At 65.5% G+C, this 17,590-nt stretch carries 14 protein-coding genes and 1 CRISPR repeat array; of the genes, 3 read left to right on the top strand and 11 right to left on the bottom strand.

What is annotated here, in order from left to right:
* Positions 1–25: 25 nt before the first annotated feature.
* Complete coding sequence (locus ABZ664_RS30900) at positions 26–937, bottom strand: polysaccharide deacetylase family protein (protein ID WP_362517494.1); 912 nt, start codon at positions 935–937, stop codon at positions 26–28.
* A gap of 670 nt (positions 938–1,607) precedes the next feature.
* Here ABZ664_RS30900 and ABZ664_RS30895 point away from each other — a divergent pair.
* Positions 1,608–2,600, top strand: coding sequence for a glycoside hydrolase family 11 protein (locus ABZ664_RS30895; protein ID WP_362517491.1), 993 nt, complete (start codon positions 1,608–1,610; stop codon positions 2,598–2,600).
* 187 nt (positions 2,601–2,787) lie between these two features.
* Here ABZ664_RS30895 and ABZ664_RS30890 read toward each other — a convergent pair whose 3' ends face one another.
* Positions 2,788–5,628, bottom strand: coding sequence for a carbohydrate-binding protein (locus tag ABZ664_RS30890; protein WP_362517488.1), 2,841 nt, complete (start codon positions 5,626–5,628; stop codon positions 2,788–2,790).
* Positions 5,629–6,520: 892 nt separating this feature from the next.
* Positions 6,521–7,768 (bottom strand): helix-turn-helix transcriptional regulator, encoded by a 1,248-nt coding sequence (locus ABZ664_RS30885; protein ID WP_362517485.1) that lies wholly within the window; start codon positions 7,766–7,768, stop codon positions 6,521–6,523.
* Positions 7,769–7,955: 187 nt separating this feature from the next.
* Between ABZ664_RS30885 and ABZ664_RS30880 the strand changes: the two genes are divergently transcribed.
* Together ABZ664_RS30880 and ABZ664_RS30875 are read left to right on the top strand one after the other, a co-directional pair.
* On the top strand, positions 7,956–8,333 hold the full coding sequence (locus ABZ664_RS30880; protein WP_362517482.1) for a hypothetical protein: 378 nt from the start codon (positions 7,956–7,958) through the stop codon (positions 8,331–8,333).
* 2 nt (positions 8,334–8,335) lie between these two features.
* The gene (locus tag ABZ664_RS30875) at positions 8,336–8,587 is read left to right on the top strand and encodes a hypothetical protein (RefSeq protein WP_362517479.1); all 252 of its coding nucleotides are present in this window, start codon (positions 8,336–8,338) and stop codon (positions 8,585–8,587) included.
* 256 nt (positions 8,588–8,843) lie between these two features.
* Positions 8,844–9,209: a CRISPR direct-repeat array (repeat unit 30 nt; unit sequence GTTGAGACCCCTCGTAGGGGCGATGAGGAC).
* Between the two features lie 134 nt (positions 9,210–9,343).
* Here the strand turns inward: ABZ664_RS30875 and cas2 are convergent.
* Genes cas2 through ABZ664_RS30835 form a run of 8 tightly spaced genes read right to left on the bottom strand, consistent with a single transcriptional unit; the run spans position 9,344 to position 17,343 of the window.
* Positions 9,344–9,607 carry a CRISPR-associated endonuclease Cas2 gene (gene cas2, locus ABZ664_RS30870; RefSeq protein WP_362517476.1) on the bottom strand — a complete coding sequence of 88 codons (264 nt, stop codon included), beginning with the start codon at positions 9,605–9,607 and terminating at the stop codon, positions 9,344–9,346.
* A 4-nt stretch (positions 9,608–9,611) separates the two neighbouring features.
* Positions 9,612–10,592: a CRISPR-associated endonuclease Cas1 gene (gene cas1 / locus ABZ664_RS30865; protein WP_362517473.1), complete on the bottom strand. Its 981-nt coding sequence runs from the start codon at positions 10,590–10,592 to the stop codon at positions 9,612–9,614.
* 3 nt (positions 10,593–10,595) lie between these two features.
* Entirely contained in the window at positions 10,596–11,093 is a 498-nt protein-coding gene (locus tag ABZ664_RS30860; RefSeq protein ID WP_362517470.1) for a CRISPR-associated protein Cas4, read from the bottom strand.
* A complete protein-coding gene (gene cas3, locus ABZ664_RS30855; protein ID WP_362517467.1) occupies positions 11,090–13,504 on the bottom strand; it encodes a CRISPR-associated helicase Cas3' in 2,415 nt (804 codons plus the stop codon). The genes ABZ664_RS30860 and cas3 overlap by 4 nt, the downstream gene beginning before the upstream one ends.
* A gap of 5 nt (positions 13,505–13,509) precedes the next feature.
* A complete protein-coding gene (gene cas5 / locus ABZ664_RS30850; protein ID WP_362517464.1) occupies positions 13,510–14,175 on the bottom strand; it encodes a CRISPR-associated protein Cas5 in 666 nt (221 codons plus the stop codon).
* Positions 14,172–15,197 (bottom strand): type I-B CRISPR-associated protein Cas7/Cst2/DevR, encoded by a 1,026-nt coding sequence (gene cas7i / locus ABZ664_RS30845; RefSeq protein WP_362517461.1) that lies wholly within the window; start codon positions 15,195–15,197, stop codon positions 14,172–14,174. The genes cas5 and cas7i overlap by 4 nt, the downstream gene beginning before the upstream one ends.
* Complete coding sequence (locus ABZ664_RS30840; RefSeq protein ID WP_362517458.1) at positions 15,194–16,603, bottom strand: hypothetical protein; 1,410 nt, start codon at positions 16,601–16,603, stop codon at positions 15,194–15,196. The genes cas7i and ABZ664_RS30840 overlap by 4 nt, the downstream gene beginning before the upstream one ends.
* Positions 16,600–17,343 carry a CRISPR-associated endoribonuclease Cas6 gene (locus tag ABZ664_RS30835; RefSeq protein ID WP_362517455.1) on the bottom strand — a complete coding sequence of 248 codons (744 nt, stop codon included), beginning with the start codon at positions 17,341–17,343 and terminating at the stop codon, positions 16,600–16,602. Before ABZ664_RS30835 ends, ABZ664_RS30840 begins: the two co-directional genes overlap by 4 nt.
* Between the last annotated feature and the right edge of the window lie 247 nt (positions 17,344–17,590).

The following is a 17,590-nucleotide window of genomic DNA, read 5'->3' as shown; positions in this document are numbered from 1 at the left end:
CCCCGCGGGGCCGGACACGAAAGTGTCAGCCCACCCGGCAGGAGACCGTCGGCCAGGTCCAGTCGCCGCCGTGCATCACGGTGAAGCCGAAGGTGTTGCCGCTGCCGTTGGGACGCATCGTCATGACCTTGCCGCTGCCGTCCCAGGTCGGGCTGCCGTTCCAGGTGGAGCTGATCCGCTGGGCGTTCCGCAGGGTCACGGTGACGATCCAGTTGTTGCTTCCCGAGACGTTGACCGACAGGTTGAACCGGTCGCTCCACTGCTGGCCGGCGGTGATACCGGCCGTGCAACTGCCGCTCGGCGGGTTGGTCGGGGTGGTGCCGCCGTCAGGTGCCACGGCCCTGCCGGTGGAGGGTGAGATCATGCCGGCGCACAGGTTGCGGCTCCTCAGGTTCGCGGCGATCTGCGGGATCGCGTTGAGCGTCGTCGCGTACTGGTCGTGCATCAGGATGATCTGACCGTTCTGCAGTCGTCCGGCGGCCTGCACGATCTGGGCCGTACCGGCGCCGTTCCAGTCCTGGGAGTCGACGTCCCAGATGATCTCGGTGAGGCCGAGCTGCTGCGCGACCGATCGCAGGGTGGCGTTGGTCTCCCCGTACGGAGGCCGGAAGAGCTTGGGTGCGGTCCCGGTGGCCTGCTGGATGGCCTGCTGGGTCCGCTGGAGCTCCGACTGGATCTGGGAGCTGCTCATGTTGACGAGGTGGGGGTGGGTGTAGCTGTGGTTGCCGATCCACATTCCGGCGTCCTGCTGGGCGCGGACCAGGGCCTGGTTGTTCTGGGCGTTCTGCCCGGTGTTGAACATGGTGGCCCGCAGGCCGTTCTGCTTCAGGGCGTTCAGCAGGTTGGCGGTGTTGCCGGGGTTGGGGCCGTCGTCGTAGGTGAGTCCGACATATCCGGCACTACAGTCGGCGGCCTGCGCCGCGGGTGATGAGGTCACGGCGAACACCGTTCCGAGAACCACGAGGAGACTCATGACGAGTGAATGCCGGACGCGTGAGAGGCGTATCCGGCTTCCACTGCCGATGGTCGCGTTTTCGATCATTCTGTTCCTCCACTGGAACATCGATCGGTAAGAGCGGACACCGTACGGCTGCGGCGTAACACGTACGGAACGCACGGAACCGCGGTTCCGTCGTCACTCGCCCCGGGTGAGGCGAGCAGGACCTGTTTGGTGAGTCATTCTGTGGATTGTTACGAAACCTGTCAAGGAAGCATCGAAACGTTTCGGAATCGCCGCCTTGTATTTGATCATCAAGAAGAAGCTTTCATGGATCAATCCGACCCTGTTTGATCGGGCAATGTCTTCTACCAGGCAAAATGCTTCATCGACAAAGCTCTAGCAAGATCAGATTTCCGATATGTTTCTGAAACTTATTGACAGTTCGGCGGAGTCGAACCCACACTCTCACCATCGACAGCCCGAAACGCTGCCGATCCGGGTCACTCGCCGCGCGGCCTGGTCCTCCGGCCGTCGACCGTACGACGGCCGGCCAGCCCTGTCGCGTTGTACGACCCCAACGCGTGGTGGACGTCCCCCCGGCCACCGCGAGCCCCGCCGGGTCGTATCACGCTGCCTGCCCCAGCCCTCACGAGGAGGAAGCACGCACATGAACGATGCCCCCCGCAAGAGGCGCGGACGCGGTCGCGTCAGGCTGCTCGTCGGCCGTGCCTGCGCCGTGGCCCTGGCCATCGCCGTGGCGGTACTGCCCGGCCCCGCCCACGCGGCCGTCACCACCAACCAGACCGGCGACAACGGCGGCTACTTCTACTCGTTCTGGACCGACAGCCAGGGCACGGTCTCCATGGAGCTGGGGTCCGGCGGAAACTACAGCACCTCGTGGAGGAACACCGGGAACTTCGTCGCCGGCAAGGGCTGGCGCACCGGCGGACGCAGAAGCGTGAACTACTCGGGCAGCTTCAACCCGTCGGGCAACGCCTACCTCACCCTCTACGGGTGGACGAGAAACCCGCTCGTGGAGTACTACATCGTCGACAACTGGGGCAACTACCGGCCCACCGGCACGTACAAGGGCACGGTCACCAGCGACGGCGGCACGTACGACATCTACCAGACGACGCGGTACAACGCCCCGTCCATCGAGGGCAACAGGACGTTCAACCAGTACTGGAGCGTCCGGCAGTCGAAGAAGACCGGCGGGACCATAACCTCCGGCAACCACTTCGACGCGTGGGCCCGTAACGGAATGAACCTGGGCAGCCACGACTACATGATCCTCGCCACCGAGGGATACCAGAGCAGCGGAAACTCCAACATCACGATCGGCGGCTCCTCCGGTGGCGACAACGGTGGCGGCAACAACGGTGGCGGCAACGGTGGCTGCACCGCGTCGCTCTCCGCGGGCGAGCAGTGGAGTGACCGCTACAACCTCAACGTCTCGGTCAGCGGTTCGAGCAACTGGACCGTGACGATGAACGTCCCGTCCCCCGCGAAGGTCCTCTCCACCTGGAACATCAGCGCCAACTACCCCAGCGCCCAGGTGCTGACCGCGAGGCCCAACGGCAACGGCAACAACTGGGGTGTGACGATCCAGCGCAACGGTAACTCGACCTGGCCGACGGTCTCCTGTAGCGCGGGCTGACCTCGTGACGACGGCCGCGTAGCGCCGTACCCGATTTTCCGACCGGATGTGCGCTCACCCGGCTCAGGCGGGTCCGGTCGGAAAACGGTGGCCCCGTTTCCCCTGGGGGGGTGAGGCGGGGCCACCGCCATGTCCGGACCCTCGTCTCCGGCAGGGCGGAGCCGGGTGGCCGGCTCCGCCCCGTTGATCAGCTTCCGTAGACCTCGAAGGTGAACAGGGAGTACCCGTACACCGTGGCCCGGGTGGTGCCGTTGATCCGCACGTACCTGGCGGAGGCGCTCAGGCCGGTGTGGTCGTCCTCACCGCCGTTGCCGCCGGTCACCGATCGGGCATTGGTCCAGGTCGTGCCGTTCGTCGAGGTCTGGATCTGGTACGCGGAGCCGTAGGCCGCCTCCCACACCAGACGCACCCTGTTGACCGTGTACGTGGCGCCCAGGTCGACCTGGATCCACTGCGGGTCGGAGAACGCGCTGGACCACCGGGTCGTCGCCGACGCGTCCACCGCGGCGGAGGCGGGGTAGGTGGCCGACTCCACGCTGGAGGCCGTCGCCGGCTTGTTCAGCGCGAGGTTCGTCGAGGTCGTGCCACCGTTGAAGGTGAAGGAGTCGACGTCGAACAGCGAGCCCGTCCCCCCGGTGAAGACCAGGAACAGGTTCGTCGTCCCCGAGGGCGGCGTCACCGTGCCGGTGACGTTGACCCAGTTCTCCCAGCCGCCGGTCGGCGCGACCGTGGCCGTGCCGATCACCGTCCCGGTCGCGGAACCGGCCCGCAGGGTGAGCGTGCCCCCGGCGCCCGCCGACGCGACCCGGGCGGTGAACGACGTGACCCCGGTCAGGTTGTACGGCGTGAACGAGATCCAGTCCCCGCTCTCGACGTGCCCGACCGCGTTGCCGCCGTTCGCCGACGGCTTGGCCACGATCTGCACACCCTGCTGGGCGCTGTAGTGCTCGGCCTGGCGGGTCCGCGGCTGCAGGACGGCCTGCGGCGCGTGGACGGCCGTGGTTGAGCCGGCCGGGGTGTACTCCGCGTCGAAGACGCCGAAGATGTTCGCGTTGGCGTCGTGCTCACCGTCCACGGGAGTCTGGATGGTGCCCGAGCAGCCGGTCGCACTGGTCATCTGGTGGCCGTGACTGTCGTGACCGAGAATGTAGTTGATCTTCACCCGGGAGCAGTCGACGGTCGGGGAGTTCGGATCGGTGACGCTGATCTGGAACGGGATCGCGTCGCCGAAGTTGAACACCCGCCCGTTGAGCGGCAGGTTGAGGGTGACCGTCGGCTGCCCGACGCTGATGACGGTGCTCGCCGTGGCGCTGCGGCCGGTGTTGTCGCTCACCGTCAACGTCGCGGTGTACGTGCCGTTGGCCGCGTAGGTGAACGACGGGTTGGCCGCGGTCGAGTCGGTGCTGCCGTTCGTCGTGAAGTCCCACGCGTAGGTGATCGGGTCGCCGTCCGGATCCGTCGTCCCGGCCGAGCTGAACTGCACGGTGAGCGGCGCGTTGCCGGCCTTCGGGGTGGCGTTGATCACCGGGATCGGCGCCTGTCCGGTCCCTGAGTTGTACTCGATCCTGTACACGGCCGAGTTCGCGTCACCGCCGAACCAGCCGGTGCCGTAGTCGAGCACGTACAGCGCGCCGTCCGGCCCGAACTCCATGTCCATCACCTGGGTGCCGGTCCAGGCGGGGAAGGCCTCGATCGCGCCCACCCCGCCGCCCGAGGCGAGGGTGACCGTCTTGATCCACCGCCGCCCGAACTCGCCGATGAACACCTTGCCGTTCATCGACGCCGGGAACTTCACGTCGGAGGCGAGCCCGGCGTCGTAGTTGTAGACCGGGGCGTTCATCGGCGACCAGCTTCCGCAGCACAGCTCCGACCGGTCCTGGCCGACCCCGTACGGCAGCCAGGCCGCGCGCGAGGCCGGGAGCTGGGTGAGGCCGGTGTTGTTGCGCGAGGTGTTCACCGGCCCGCCGGCGCAGTTGAACGCGGCACCCGAGGGGCCGGAAGGGAACGTGAAGTCGATGTACGGCACGTTGAACTGCGAGCAGTACGGCCAGCCGTAGAAACCGGGCTGGGTGATGCGCTCGAACGAGACCGACGCCGCCGGCCCGCGGGTGGCGCTCGCGGTGCCCGCGTCCGGCCCGTAGTCACCCAGGTAGACGATGCCGGTGGCCTTGTCCACGTTCATCCGGAACGGATTGCGGAACCCCATCGCGTAGATCTCCGGCCGGGTGTTCGCGGTGCCGGGCGCGAACATGTTGCCCGAGGGGATCGTGTAGCCGCCGGCCGCGCTCGGCCTGATCCGCAGCACCTTGCCCCGCAGGTCGTTGCTGTTGGCGGAGGTGCGCTGCGCGTCGTAGGCGGGGTTGCGGTCGGTCCGCTCGTCGATCGGCGTGTAACCACTGGAGTCGAACGGGTTCGTGTCGTCACCGGTGGACAGGTAGAGGTTCCCTGCCGCGTCGAAGTCGATGTCGCCGCCGACGTGACAGCACATGCCCCTGCTGGTGGGGACGTCGAGGACGGTGACCGCGGAGGCCGCGTTGAGGGTGTGGTCGGCGTTCACCGTGTACCTGGCCAGCCGGTTCACCCCGTTGAACGGGGCGAACTGCGCCGCCGTCCCCGAGGCCGGCGCGTCACCGGCCGGGGTGGACAGCGGCGGCGCGTAGTAGACGTACACCCACCGGTTCGACGCGAAGTTCGGGTCGGCCTTGATGCTCTGCAGGCCCTCCTCGTCGTGCGTGTACACCGGGATGGTGAGCGCCACCTTGGTGTTGCCCAGCACGTCGGTGTAGCGGATCGTGCCGTCGCGCGAGGTGTGCAGCACGCCCCGGTTCGGCAGGACGGTGAGGCCCATCGGCTCGCCGGTCTCCGCCGCACCCTTGGCGAGCGTCACCTGGGTGTAGCCGGGCGCCGCGAGCGCCACCGCGTTCGACGCGGTGTTCGTGGCGGTGTTCGGTGTGGCCTGCGCCGGTGGGGGAGCCAGGCTGAGGGCCGTCGCCAGTACGGCGACGCAAGAGACGAGTTTTCTTAACATGATCGGCGGTGCTCGCTTCCTGTGGTACGAGTCCATGCGGGCGTGCGCCGATCACGCCGGCGACGCGGAGAGACGGGGAATCCCTCGGCGACGTCGCTCGGACAAACTGTGACTGCTATTGGTAAAACAGTCAATAAGCTGCTGTCAGGAAATGTGAGACACGTCACTTTCGAGCGCTGCGTGATCGGGGTGCGCCGTTCGGTGAACATGGGCGAGCGCGTCGGAGGGCATCACGAAGGTGGCCGTCATCCGCCGTCATGGGTGACCACGGCGCGAGAAAACGGAAAGGTGGCACCGGAGCGGCGGGAGAGGGAGCGAGGGCTGGGTCGGTAAGAGGGAAAACGGGGAGGTGGGACCGGGTCGGCGGGAGCGGTCGGCGTCCGCCCCCGCCGCCCCGGCTATCCCCCTGTGACGGCGGCACGGCACCCTCGGGCGCCGCGTCGGCCGTCAGCGGGTCATGGTGGGAGAGATCGGTGGCAGCATGACGACCTCCAGGCCGTTCGAGGGGGGTGGGGGGTGAGTGGGCGAAGGGACTGCTCCCGGTCACTCCGGCTCCGGTCCGACGGCCGTGCGGGGTCCGAGCCGACCACTGATCTCGGGCGGTGCCCCTCGCCGCGCAGGGGACGAAGAGCGTGGTGCTGCGTTCTCAATCGCTGCACCTCCCGAACTTTCGCCAACTTCGCGGCTCATTCTGGTGTGAGCTTAAAATGTTACGTACCGACTGTCCAGATGTTACGGTCGAAATCGTGGAACTTTTGTCGCTTTCCGGCGGAAGTTCGGTGCCGTCAATAGAAACTCCACCGCGCGAACACAGAAAACCGCAGGCCGGAGGAACAACCGCCGAGTAGTGGCTACGAGGGCGGGATCAGTCGAATCGTCACTCAGAAAATGATCACAGAGCTACACCGGAGCGACGTGCGAGAGCGTGCAGACCGGAGAGCTTGCCGTGGCGGTCGCGGTGGAGTAGATCGGTGATCACCTGCCGTGGTCCGGTGCGCCGTACCTCGGATGGGGCGATCTTCTCGGCGACCAGGAGCGCACGCACGGCGCGGTCGGTCTTCCCCCAGAGCGTGTAAGCCTCGGCGATGCCCGTGTAGTAGCTGGCGCGACGCTCCAGGGTCGGGATCTCGTCGGGAACGATGTCCCTGGCGTGCTCTATGGCCGTTCCGGCGTCCCCGAGAACGATGGACACACCGATCTTGTAGGTGGCGACATGCCCGACGCTGAGCACGAGCTTGGGCGCGTGCCGGGCGGCCTCTTCGGCTTCCTCCAGCATGCCCAGGGCGTTGTCACGGTCTTCCAACCGGGCTGCGGCGATGGCGCCGGTGGACATCAGCGCCCCATACGATCCCCAGGCGGAGGCGGGAGCGGAGGGCAGTTGCGGGCGAAGGAGTTCCGCCGTGCTCACCGTGAGGTCACGAGCCTTGCCGTAGTCCATCGCCCGGTGGAAAAGGCTGGCCAGGTCTCGACGTGCCTCCCCGATGGCCTGGAGGTCACCGCTGGCGTGCGCGACCCGCTCGCCCTGATGGGCCGACACCCACGCGTACGGTGAGGCGCTCAGCTTGATCAGCGTGCGGGTCGTCAGGTGGTAGACCTGTGCGGCCGTGGCGAGGTCCGCCGGATCGGACGCGTCGCGGGCAACGGGGATCAGCTCGGCGAGATCACCGGCGAGATCGGCGTAGCGGGCGGCGGTGAAGTCCCGCCGGGCACGGGTGACGGCGCGGGCGAAGGACGCCTGTGTGAGGACGGGTCCTGAGCTGGGCTCGTTGGGGATGAGGGCATCACGCAGGCGCGCAACGGCTGCCGCGCTCTGGTCGGTCTGTCCGGCTCCATCGGTCAGCCCGACTCCCGCAGCGATCGCCGCGCTCTTGATGAACGTACGTCGTTTCGTTGCCCTACCTCCTGTGCTCGTCTCCAGCATAGGCAACGGTTTTCCGTATTGCTTCTCCCATGCCTCGACGAGCTTCCCTCCCGCTCCGAGGGCATCGTCGGCGAGTTCGGCCAATACCCGTTCCGGGTTGCGTTTCCCCTGTTCAACGCGGCTGAGATAGCTCTTGGAAAAGTAGGTCACCGCGTGAAGACCCGCCAGTGAAATCTTCCGTTGCTGACGATATCGACGCAATTGTTCCCCGAAACTCATCGTTGCCTCTTCCCGTTGCCACGTTGCCTCGCCCAGGCAACCCCTCGTTCGGAGAGATACCAATCACACATGCTTCTCGGTAGCCGCACAACAGAACCGGAGATTGGCGCAACGAATAAATGGCGGACCCGCCGACACGACACCACTCGTTCGGCGGGTCCTTGATCGCACACTGGAGGTGCGACCCGTGGACAACTGTAGAGCCGTCCCACCCGCCGTTGATGAGGCGACGGTGGAGAGCCATGACAAGGCGCTGGCCGTCGTCCAGCGGCTTCTCACCGAGCGGGGAATCCGTGCTCACCGTCATCACACGATCAGCCTGGGACTGTTCGCCGACAGTGAGGCTGCCTGGCCCGATCAGCCGCCGTTGCGGTCGTGGATGGAGCGCTACCCGCCGGAGTTGACCGTGAAGGGTCCGCAGGGCTGGTGTGTGGCCACGGTGACCGTGGGGGCGCGCTCGGGCAGTTACCTGGTCTCTCTTCGCGACGGCGCGGGCCTGCAGGCAGTGCGAAGCGAGCATCCCGAACAGGTGGTCGCCCTGATCGTGGCTGCTCGGGGGAGGTAACCGTGCACGGCTGGATCATCGTGGGCGATGCGGCCACCAAGAGAGTCAACGGCAAAGAGGTCATCGTCACGGCCGGTAAGTCGGGCGACATCAGGTCGGTCATCAGGGCGTGGGAGGACGCTGAGCGCCACCGGATGCTGTACGAACTGGGCAACCTCGGCCGCCTGGTCGATACTGCGCTGGCCCGCCTCCAGTCCCACCGCACTCCGGGCAGTCGCGGAAAACACGCGCTGCAAACCGACGACACCAAATGATCACCGGTCGGGTGCGGCGACAGACCTTCCTCGCAGTCGCGTTGCCGTACCCGACCAGACCAGGTAACCGTGGCATCGGGTGACAATCTGAGCAGCATCGAGGACGTAAAGCAGACCATCCAGAGACTCGGGCACGGCGATCAGGGAGCAGCCATGTGAGCGTCAAGTAGCAGGTCACTACCAATGAGTAGTGGCGTTTTGCAGGGGCTATGAGGACGCAGGAGTGCGCTGAGTGGGCCATCGAGACCAATCAGGTTACGACCCCTCGCAGGGGCGCGATGAGGACCGGAGGTGCGGCATGACGCGCCCGTTCCACATCGTCCGGTTGAGACCCCTCACAGGGGCGATGAGGACACGACCGCGCGCCCGCGCGGCGGTTCGAGTCGGCCGTGTTGAGACCCCTCGTAGGGGCGATGAGGACCCGCGCTCAGCACCGTCCGCCCCACTCCTGCCTCCACGTTGAGACCCCTCGTAGGGGCGATGAGGACTCTAGGGGAGTCGAGCGGAAGGCTGGAACCCCAGACAGTTGAGACCCCTCGTAGGGGCGATGAGGACGGCCCGTCTTGCTCAGCGACCCGTCCGGAGCAGCCAGGTTGAGACCCCTCGTAGGGGCGATGAGGACCCCAATGTAAAGCCGCTGGTCACAGGCGGTGGGATCGATGCGTTTTCGGCCTGATTTTCAGCAGACCTCCGGTAGTGCAGCCGAGCCCGGTGTGTCGCTGAAATTTGTCGCTATGGAGTGGTCAAAGAGCCGGATCACAGGATATCTGTGGGCTCCGGTTCGGTGGCTCCCCACGCGAGCCGTTGCGGCGTGGCGCCGGGCGGGAAGGTGTAGACGATGACGTTGTCGTAGCTGAGGTCGAGGACAGCGGTCACAGCGCTCTGGAAGCGACGGAGTTGTGCTGGAGTGAGCCGACCTTCGAAGACACTGCGCTGCACGTGGTGGAGGTATTGGCGGCAGGTTCGTAGGATCTGCGGATTCCGCTCGGCAGCGGTGTCATAGACCACCACGACGTACATGAGGTCACCACCAGATCCGGAAAGGTCTGTAGCCGACGTTCTCCAGGCAGTGGCGTGTAAGGGCGAGCGCGTCGAGGTAGAGCAGTTCGTCGTACGCCACGGAGCGGCCCAGGGTGCGATGGGCGACTGTGACGGCGAATTCATCACGAACCGTTTGGACGACGAGTTTGCGGCCGGCCTCGCTGAGCATGGCCTGGTTGGTGTCGCTGTCGAAGTGATGCTCCTTGAGCTGGTTACGGCTGGCCATACGGAGAAGCAGACGTTCGGCGAAGAGCGGTTTGAACATCTCGGAAAGGTCCAGGACGAGCGAGTGTCGTTGGCGTTCCATGCTGCTGTGCAGGAACGCGATTCCGCTGTGCAGTGGTGTGAGCCGGACAGCGGTGAGAACGCGGGCATACACAATGCCGTTGACATAACTGATGAATGCGTTGCCGGCGTTTTTCGGCGGTCGCCGACTGCGTCCCTCAAGCTGAAGCCATGCGGGCAGTTTTGTGTCGATAACGGCCCAGGCCGAACGGCGGAAGGTCCCTTCGGCGCCCATTAGATGAGCCGCGCTCTCAGCTTCGGCGACAGTTTTTTGAAGGGCGGTGTAGGGACCCTTCAATAATTGACGGTCAACGACGCGTCGGACGTTGAAGGCGGTGGTCTCGACGATATCGCGAGCGATCTTCAGTGCGGCTTCTGGAGCGCCGGCGAGCCGGGCCTGAGCGAGGACGGTCTCGCCTGAGGTGCTGGTGTCGGAGGTCAGCAGGGAACCGGCGTAATCGCCGTAGTAGCTGAGCAGGTGCACGTTGATGCGGTGTCGGTTGAGCAGGGAGACGACCGCGGTGTTGATGTCGGTTTCGGCGCAGGCGACGATATCCCGCACATCGGTGATGGGGATGTGGACGGGCGAGGCGTTCTCGCGCTCGATCAAGAGCGATTGATCCTTACGCCGGATACGGCAAGGGCTGGTAAGCCAGTAAGTACGAGAAGCAGTTGGCACGAGTCATTCCGTCCAGCAGTAGTCGATGAAGCTGCATCCTTTACAGGCGTTGCGAGCGAGTCGAGGCGGGGAGGTGGACAGCGCTGCAGTTTCCAGGACCATGGCGATATCGGCCTCTGCCTGTGCGGATGCCTTTTCGGTGTAGTCCAGCCTTTTGGTCCGGCGTGTCTTGGGGTAATGCAGGACCGCACCTTTCGCATCGACTCCGACACGGTGCAGGCGGTGGCAGTAATGGCGTGCCTGGGCCTCATCCGCTGAGGTCGGCCGACTGGACGATTTCACTTCGTGGACCCATCTCTGGCCATCGACGAAGTCCAGGCGGGCGGCACCGAGATCGACCGGGGTGGCGCGGGTGTAGGTGGTGTCGTGAACGGCTTCCCCCATCTGCACGGCCGCGCTCAGGTGTTCCGGTCGAATGCCTCGCAGGAAGAGCCATAGCTGACGGCGGCAGTGGTAGAGGTACTTGATGTGAGTGCCGCCGACGTCTTCGGCTTCGATCACAGGACCTCTCCTGGTTGATAGGTGATGTGGGCGGGACCGTGAACGGCGCGGAGGCCCAACCGCGAGTCGTAGTCACCGTTGATAACGCGGACCTGGAGTTTCTTGTCGTAGCCGCTGAGGCGGCCGGCCCAGTGAGGCATGGGGAACAGATATTCGTCGGCCAGCAAGCGGCCTGCTCTTGGCTGCCCGGGGGCCTGGGCCAGGGCATCGGCGTATGCTTCCCGGTCTTCGGCGAGGATCGCTTCGGAACCGTCGAAGAGTTCGTCGAAGACCGCAGCGAGGTCGGAGCGGGAGTCGAAAGGCCGCCGGAAGGTCAGGAGCCGATCGGTGAAGGTTTCGTAGTACTCGTGCACTTCCTTACGCCAGGCCGCTCCCCAGGGGGTGGCGTAAATGAGGTTCAACCAGGCGGTGGCGTTGGACTCATCGACGATGGTGTCGGAGTGGGTGACCAAAAGTCGCCAGGCGGTCTCGACGGATTCACGAGCGTAGATCCCGTCTGCGTACTCGGCGCCTGGTGCGTTACGGCGCGTCGTCCAGTTGGGGAGATGGACGATGACGTCGGCGGGAGACCGAGCGGCAAGGCGATTGACGCGGCCGAATCGTTGAAGCAGGGCCTCCAGGGGAGCCGCGGCCGTCAGGAGAACATCGAAATCCAGATCCAGGCTGACCTCGACGCACTGTGTCGCGACCAGGAGTCCCGGACGCCGTTCCGGTAGACCGGCACCGAACCTGTTTCTGATACTCCGTTCGATGCTGTTCCTGTCGCCGCGTCGAAAACGGGAGTGCAGCAGTAGCGCGGAGCCTTCGCCATGAAGTTCTTCCGTATCCGGGCTGAGTTCTTCGAACAGTTCCAACGCCTGGGCGACGTTGTTGGCTACTATCAGAACGGACTTGTCAGAGGCCAGGCAAGAGCGGATCTCGTCTAGTGCCGCCGGATCCATGAGGTGGTGGCCTCTGGTGCGGAGGCGATGACGAGAGGGCAGTTTGAGATCGGCGGCGCCCACCGGGGAGACGGGCTGGGTAAGTGTTTGGGCGAACAGTTCCGACAGCACGTCGGGCAAGGTGGCCGAGACGACGGCGACGCGTCCTCCGAGGCGTTCCCAAAGGCGAGCGGAGGCGAGGATGCAGCCGAGCCGCTGAGGGTCGTAGACATGGAGTTCGTCGAGGACGAAAACGGAGTTGGCGGCGTCGATGAGGATGCCGGAATGGGCGGGGCCGGCCAGCGCGGCGCGCATCAGTTGGTACGGGGTGGCGACCCGGACGCTCTCGCGGAACAGCTTGGTCGCTGCCGCACGGGAAACGGCCTTGGTGGCGGCGTCGACACGGCAAGGATCGTTGTCCTGATCCGTCTCGTCGCCGTCCTCAGGAGCGATGGACGCGGCGAGGTGGTAGGAAGCGGCCTTTGAATGCGCGACTCCTACGGTTCCGGGAACTTGGAAGAGTCCTTCGAGGCGATCAGCCATCGCGTTAATGGACGACAGATAAGGCAGGACGAAGAAAACACGCGGCACGCCGCCGGTGCGTTGGGCCAGGTCGGTGATCTGCTTAGCCGCCCACAACAGGACGGCCTCGGTTTTACCGCTGCCCGTTGGAGCCTGTAAGAGCAAATGGCCCAGTTTCGTCTCGGCCCTTATCTGGTGAGGATGGAGTGCTCTGCCTTGATCGGCGAATCTCTGATCAAGGAGCGCGCGGAACGAGCTGTCCAAGGGCTGGACCAGGGACAGGTGCTGGTGCGCGGACGACAGATGGTCAGCCAGCGTGACGGCTCCCTGCAAGAGGACCGCGGTGAGGCCACGATCCGGCGTGATCCGCGTGTCCCACTTCTCCAGCACAACATCGAGCACGTCGTACGCCGCCATCAGTAGGGCGTCGACGTCCAACGGCGTCCGTGCCGGGGTGGCCACGGGCAAACCGACCAACCGGGCCTTGTCGCGGAACCAGTCCTCCAAGTCGGGGACGATTTGCTCATGGATCGGCCCAATTCTTTCCTGCAGGTCGGCTACGTCGCAGTCGCCGTACAGGCTCATCAAGTCACGGCCCGGTTCCCCGTGCAGCGGCCGGTGATGGGTGGCGACGGCGGTGGCAACCCAGAGCAGCAAGTCCGGGTCGTCGATGAGGGACGGCAGGAATCCCAGGGACAGGACTTCGTGCCGTTCCCCCCACATCCGGACACGTCCCGCGAGCATGTCCTGAAACCCGGTGGAGATTTTCCCGCCGTCGTGGGTAAGCCCCGCAAGCTCCACGGCAGCCCAGAACAGCGGCCGGAGACTGTCGTCGAGACCCGAGAGTGCCCCCACCCGGCGCGAGATCTGGCGGGCGGCGACATGGGTATCAGCCAGGTGGTCAATGAGTAACTCCGGAGGGCGACCGCCGCGGCTGCTTTTGGCGTAAACAGAAGACTTCAGATCCACCGACGTCATCGCCAAGCGACGGTTTCGGGGTGGCAGACGGGTAGCAGCGCCACCGCCTGACCACTTTCGGTCGACCGGCTCCCCGGCACCACAGCTTGGCTGAGTCCGGAGGAGTCGTAACGGTAGGTGTCCCACTTCGTCCGGTCCCGGCCTGGCCCGATGGTCGTCGGCAGCCGGAGCGGTGTCCCTCCGGAGACTCCGGCGTCCTCGGGAACGATCGCGGACCGCAGCGCGCCAGGATCGGGGGTGAGGGTCACTGTGCGCAGTGAAATTCCTACGAGATCTTGGCTGCGGCCCAGGCGCAGTGGCCATACCGGGCGGCGTAGCCTACGCAACCAGACCTCTGGATCATCGGGAAGCCACACCGTCAGGACAGCTGTGGCCAGGAACTCGCGATCCCGTGGTGTGGGGGAGGCTTTCTTTCCGGAGGCATCCAACGGGTGGTAGGTCTCGTAGTCGACATTTTTCCCGGCAGACCGGAACGCCATCGCGAACTGCAAACCCGGGTCCACGGCGTCCCACCCGCCAGCGGCACCGGCCAGCAGCCCTCCGACGGTCGCCGGAGGAGGACACGGCAGGGTGACCTGTACACCCGCGTAGAGGGGATTGCGGAAGGAGGCGACTGGCGCGGTGAACGTCGCCTCCAGCGCGGTGGTGTCCGTGATGGTCATGCCGCAGGGTCCTCGAACCAGCTGTCGTGGTCTCCTTGGCGGATTTCTTTCGCGAGGCCGGTCAGCATGGCACGAGGGTGTGCGATGGTCACCTTTCCGGCCTCGATGAGGTCCTTGAGTTCCCGCTCCGTCTTCTCTCGCTGATCTCCGAGAAAACCTGGGGCCCACCCGACGCGGATCGGCCCGTCCAACTCGTCGTCCCAGGCGTTGATCTCCTCACGCAGCACGTCCGGATCGAAGACGGGCTTGGCATCGCGGGCGCCCACCACCCGCGTGAACGGGTTGACTCCGCCCTTCATGGGCGCCAGCAGAACCAGAGCGGGAGTACGGTCGCCGTAGTGCAACGACTGCTTGGCGCCGCCGCGTAGCTTCGCCAACGTCTCCAGCATGACCGCGACCCGGCGGCGGCGTTCTTCCTGGGGAAGGCGCAGCGCTTCGGTGCGCCGAAGAACCGTACGCGTGGAGCCTTCCGTCTCGGCCTCCTGCGCGGCGGCCGGGCTGAGCGCTACCCGTAGCCCGCTTCCGTCGGTCTCGAACACGCCTACGCGGGGGACGTCCAGCAGGATGTCGGCGGCCAGGACCGCGCTGTAGAGCTCATGCTGGTGGATGACGGGATGCTCACCGGCCGGGAAATCCCGGCTCATCGTTCCGAAGTCCTCGGTGGGCCGCTGCGGTGTGAGGGAGACGAACGTCCCGGTCGCCAGCACGGTGTCGCGCTGGTAGTTCTGCTTGCTCACCGCGACCATGTAGCCGAAGAGGTCGTCGTCCAGGTAACGGTCCGGACGCCCCTCGGTGTGAGCCTGTTGCTTCTTGCCCGAACCCGAACGGGTCACTCCCGACCGGGGCTCCTCACGTGGCAGGGAGTCACGCAGCCAGCGGCGCACCGCCTGCGCCGAGACGTATGGATAGACATCCCGGCCAACCCGCAACTGCTTGGCCTTGCCAATGTTGTCCTCGCCCTCACCGTTGTTGGGTGCGCCTGCGACGATGTCGAGAACGATCTTTCCGGCCAGGTAGCTCACGGTTCTTCCTCCTCGTTGATGAACTTGGTGTCGGTGGCGTTCTCGATCTCTTCCAGGTCCTCCTCGGCCTTCTTCGACTTCCAGCCGAGTTCCGACAGCCTCTCCAGCACGCCGAACAGGAACACGTCACGGTGGAACCAGGCGGGGTTGTCCTGGCCGGGGCCGAACAGCAAGACGAACGCCCGCTCGGTCACCAAGGGGCCCTCGGCGTCCTTCGGCGGCTGAATCGCCCATTCCAGGCTGTTTTTGGTCAGCCAAGCCCGCATCTTGCGGGGATCGCGCATCGACGCGCGCAGGGCGTTCAGCTTTCCGCCGGTCTCCTGGTGGCTCAGCAGACCAGCGACCTTGTGTGCGGCCGTCCTGATCTCTTTAAGATCTTTTTCGTTCATCTGCATCACCTCGGTGACGAAGGAATAGAGCAAACCCGATGCGGAGATCGTCTGCTCACGGTTGTAGTCGGGAAGCGAGACGACCCGTCCCAGATGGCGGACCGTGGTGTTGAACAGTCGCGTCGGCTCACCGAAAGCGTTGCGGGCCAGCATCACGACTCCGGGTGAGTACGGCGTGACATGGGCCCGCACCAGGAATTTGAAGCCCGGCCTGCTCGCCGGCCGGAGAGTGCGGCGCAGCCATTCGGCGAGCGGCTGGTCAAGCGAATGGGTCTCCAGCGTCTGGCCACGGTTGTTGTTGTTGTACACCAGCAGCTCGACGCCGGCGGTGATCCGCTGCGCGTATCCCCTCAGCGCCCGCAGAGCCACCACCTCACGGACCTCCGCGTAGCCCTCGGCGACCTTTCCGGTCTCGGCAATGATCAGATTGCGGTCGACCTGACGTTGGATGGTCCTTCGCATGAACCCCGCGTCCCAGCTGTGCAACGCGTATGAGGCTCCGCCCGTGAGATGACTGCCGTAAGGAAGCGCGTGGAAACTCACCACGCACGGACGGCACAACGCCATCCCCTCATGCCCACGCGGAGTACTGTTGCGGTAGGCATTGCTCTCCGCGAGCGGGACATCAAGCTTCCCGAAGAACCCGATCGCCGGGCGCCCGCACAGAACGCAGTCGACATCCGGGCTAGCACCTTCTCCAGGAGCGTTTCGCCACTCCTCCACCCGCGCCTTGACGGCGGCATCCGACTTCTTGGCGTTACTCGGATGGTTCATCGGCGAGTTCGGGGTCAGGGAGAAGCTCGCCTTGAGCCAGAACCCCCTCGCGCTCTTGCTGTCCCGCACCAGAGCGGCGCGGACGGCATCCCGCGTCATGGTCTTGACGACCCGCTCAAAGTCATCGGCGGACAGCTCCTCCGGCTGGAGATCGCCGGCCAGTGCGGCCACAGCGTACGCTCCGACCCGCTGCAAGGGATGCGCTGTCAGCGCCAGCCGCTGAGTCAAACTGTCGCCGGTCATGCGATCACCCAGCCGAAGCCAGCGCTGTTGGCCTGTCCCAAACCCCAGCTCCACAGGGCCTGCAGCACCTCGGGGTCGGCGCTGACCGTCACTTCCACACAGGCGCCAGGCTTGCTCCCGCCCTTTCCCGTACTTCCCGCGACAGTGAAGGACCGTTTGGGGCCGACCCAAGTGACGCGTTCCAGCGTGACATCAGGATTCAGGCTCAGCGTCTCCGCTTTCCGGCGAAGGTTGCGCTCGAAGGCCAGATCCCAGCCTGGTTCTCCCGGCAACAACCAGTCCTGCCGCGTCTCACGCACTCCCGAGCTCCCGATCCCGGTCCCCTTCACCACCACAGGCGTGCTGGTTCGAAACACAGCCCCGCCAGAGGAGAACGTGGGCGCCTCCACCACGCGGACCGCATCGACGAAGAACGCCGTCGCGCCCCACGCAATGACCGGCATCCCGGCGAGCGCGGACCCGAAGGAATGCACGACTCTCGGCACCGGGCTCCCCAACTCCCACGTACCTGGACCCCCCAGGCTGTAGACCCCCCTGCGCCGCTCCGCCAGAGGGAAGACAGGAGCCGAATAGCCGAACGGGACCATTCCGTAGGGTTTCATCCCCTGCGCGTGTAGCTCGGTTCCCAGTTCGGGTGCTTCACGATCCAGCAGCGAGTACGCCAACGCCCTCCCCGGCCGCACTACCGACGACCAGGCCAGCTCCCGTGCCTCCGTGTGGACATCCAGTTGCACCCGCACCGTGCCCTCCCTAGTTGCCCAACAGGGCCAAGGCGGAAATGTCAGTGGTCGCTGAGACAGTGACCACTACGTACCTCTGTGTGAGGGCTCTTAAGGTAGCGCCGTATTCCAGGCGTGTCTACTTGAGATGGCTAAGACTAATCTCGATGCATGTTCGCAACTGCGACAAATAGCCCACAGGTGACGTTGCTACTATCGGGTGTAGCCGTTCCCTGGATCCGACGAGGTTCCCTGGGGTCGCAACAGA

This window comes from Streptosporangium sp. NPDC006930 (genome assembly GCF_040635605.1).
Classification (GTDB): Bacteria; Actinomycetota; Actinomycetes; order Streptosporangiales; family Streptosporangiaceae; genus Streptosporangium.
This window is presented reverse-complemented; position numbering and strand designations above follow the sequence as displayed.

Bases quoted from the DNA above. Each gene is read 5' to 3' on its own strand.
- ABZ664_RS30885 (WP_362517485.1), bottom strand. From the start codon at position 7,768: ATGAGTTTCGGGGAACAATTGCGTCGATATCGTCAGCAACGGAAGATT.
- ABZ664_RS30840 (WP_362517458.1), bottom strand. From the start codon at position 16,603: ATGACCGGCGACAGTTTGACTCAGCGGCTGGCGCTGACAGCGCATCCC.
- cas2 (WP_362517476.1), bottom strand. From the start codon at position 9,607: ATGTACGTCGTGGTGGTCTATGACACCGCTGCCGAGCGGAATCCGCAG.
- cas5 (WP_362517464.1), bottom strand. From the start codon at position 14,175: ATGACCATCACGGACACCACCGCGCTGGAGGCGACGTTCACCGCGCCA.
- ABZ664_RS30895 (WP_362517491.1), top strand. From the start codon at position 1,608: ATGAACGATGCCCCCCGCAAGAGGCGCGGACGCGGTCGCGTCAGGCTG.
- ABZ664_RS30890 (WP_362517488.1), bottom strand. From the start codon at position 5,628: ATGTTAAGAAAACTCGTCTCTTGCGTCGCCGTACTGGCGACGGCCCTC.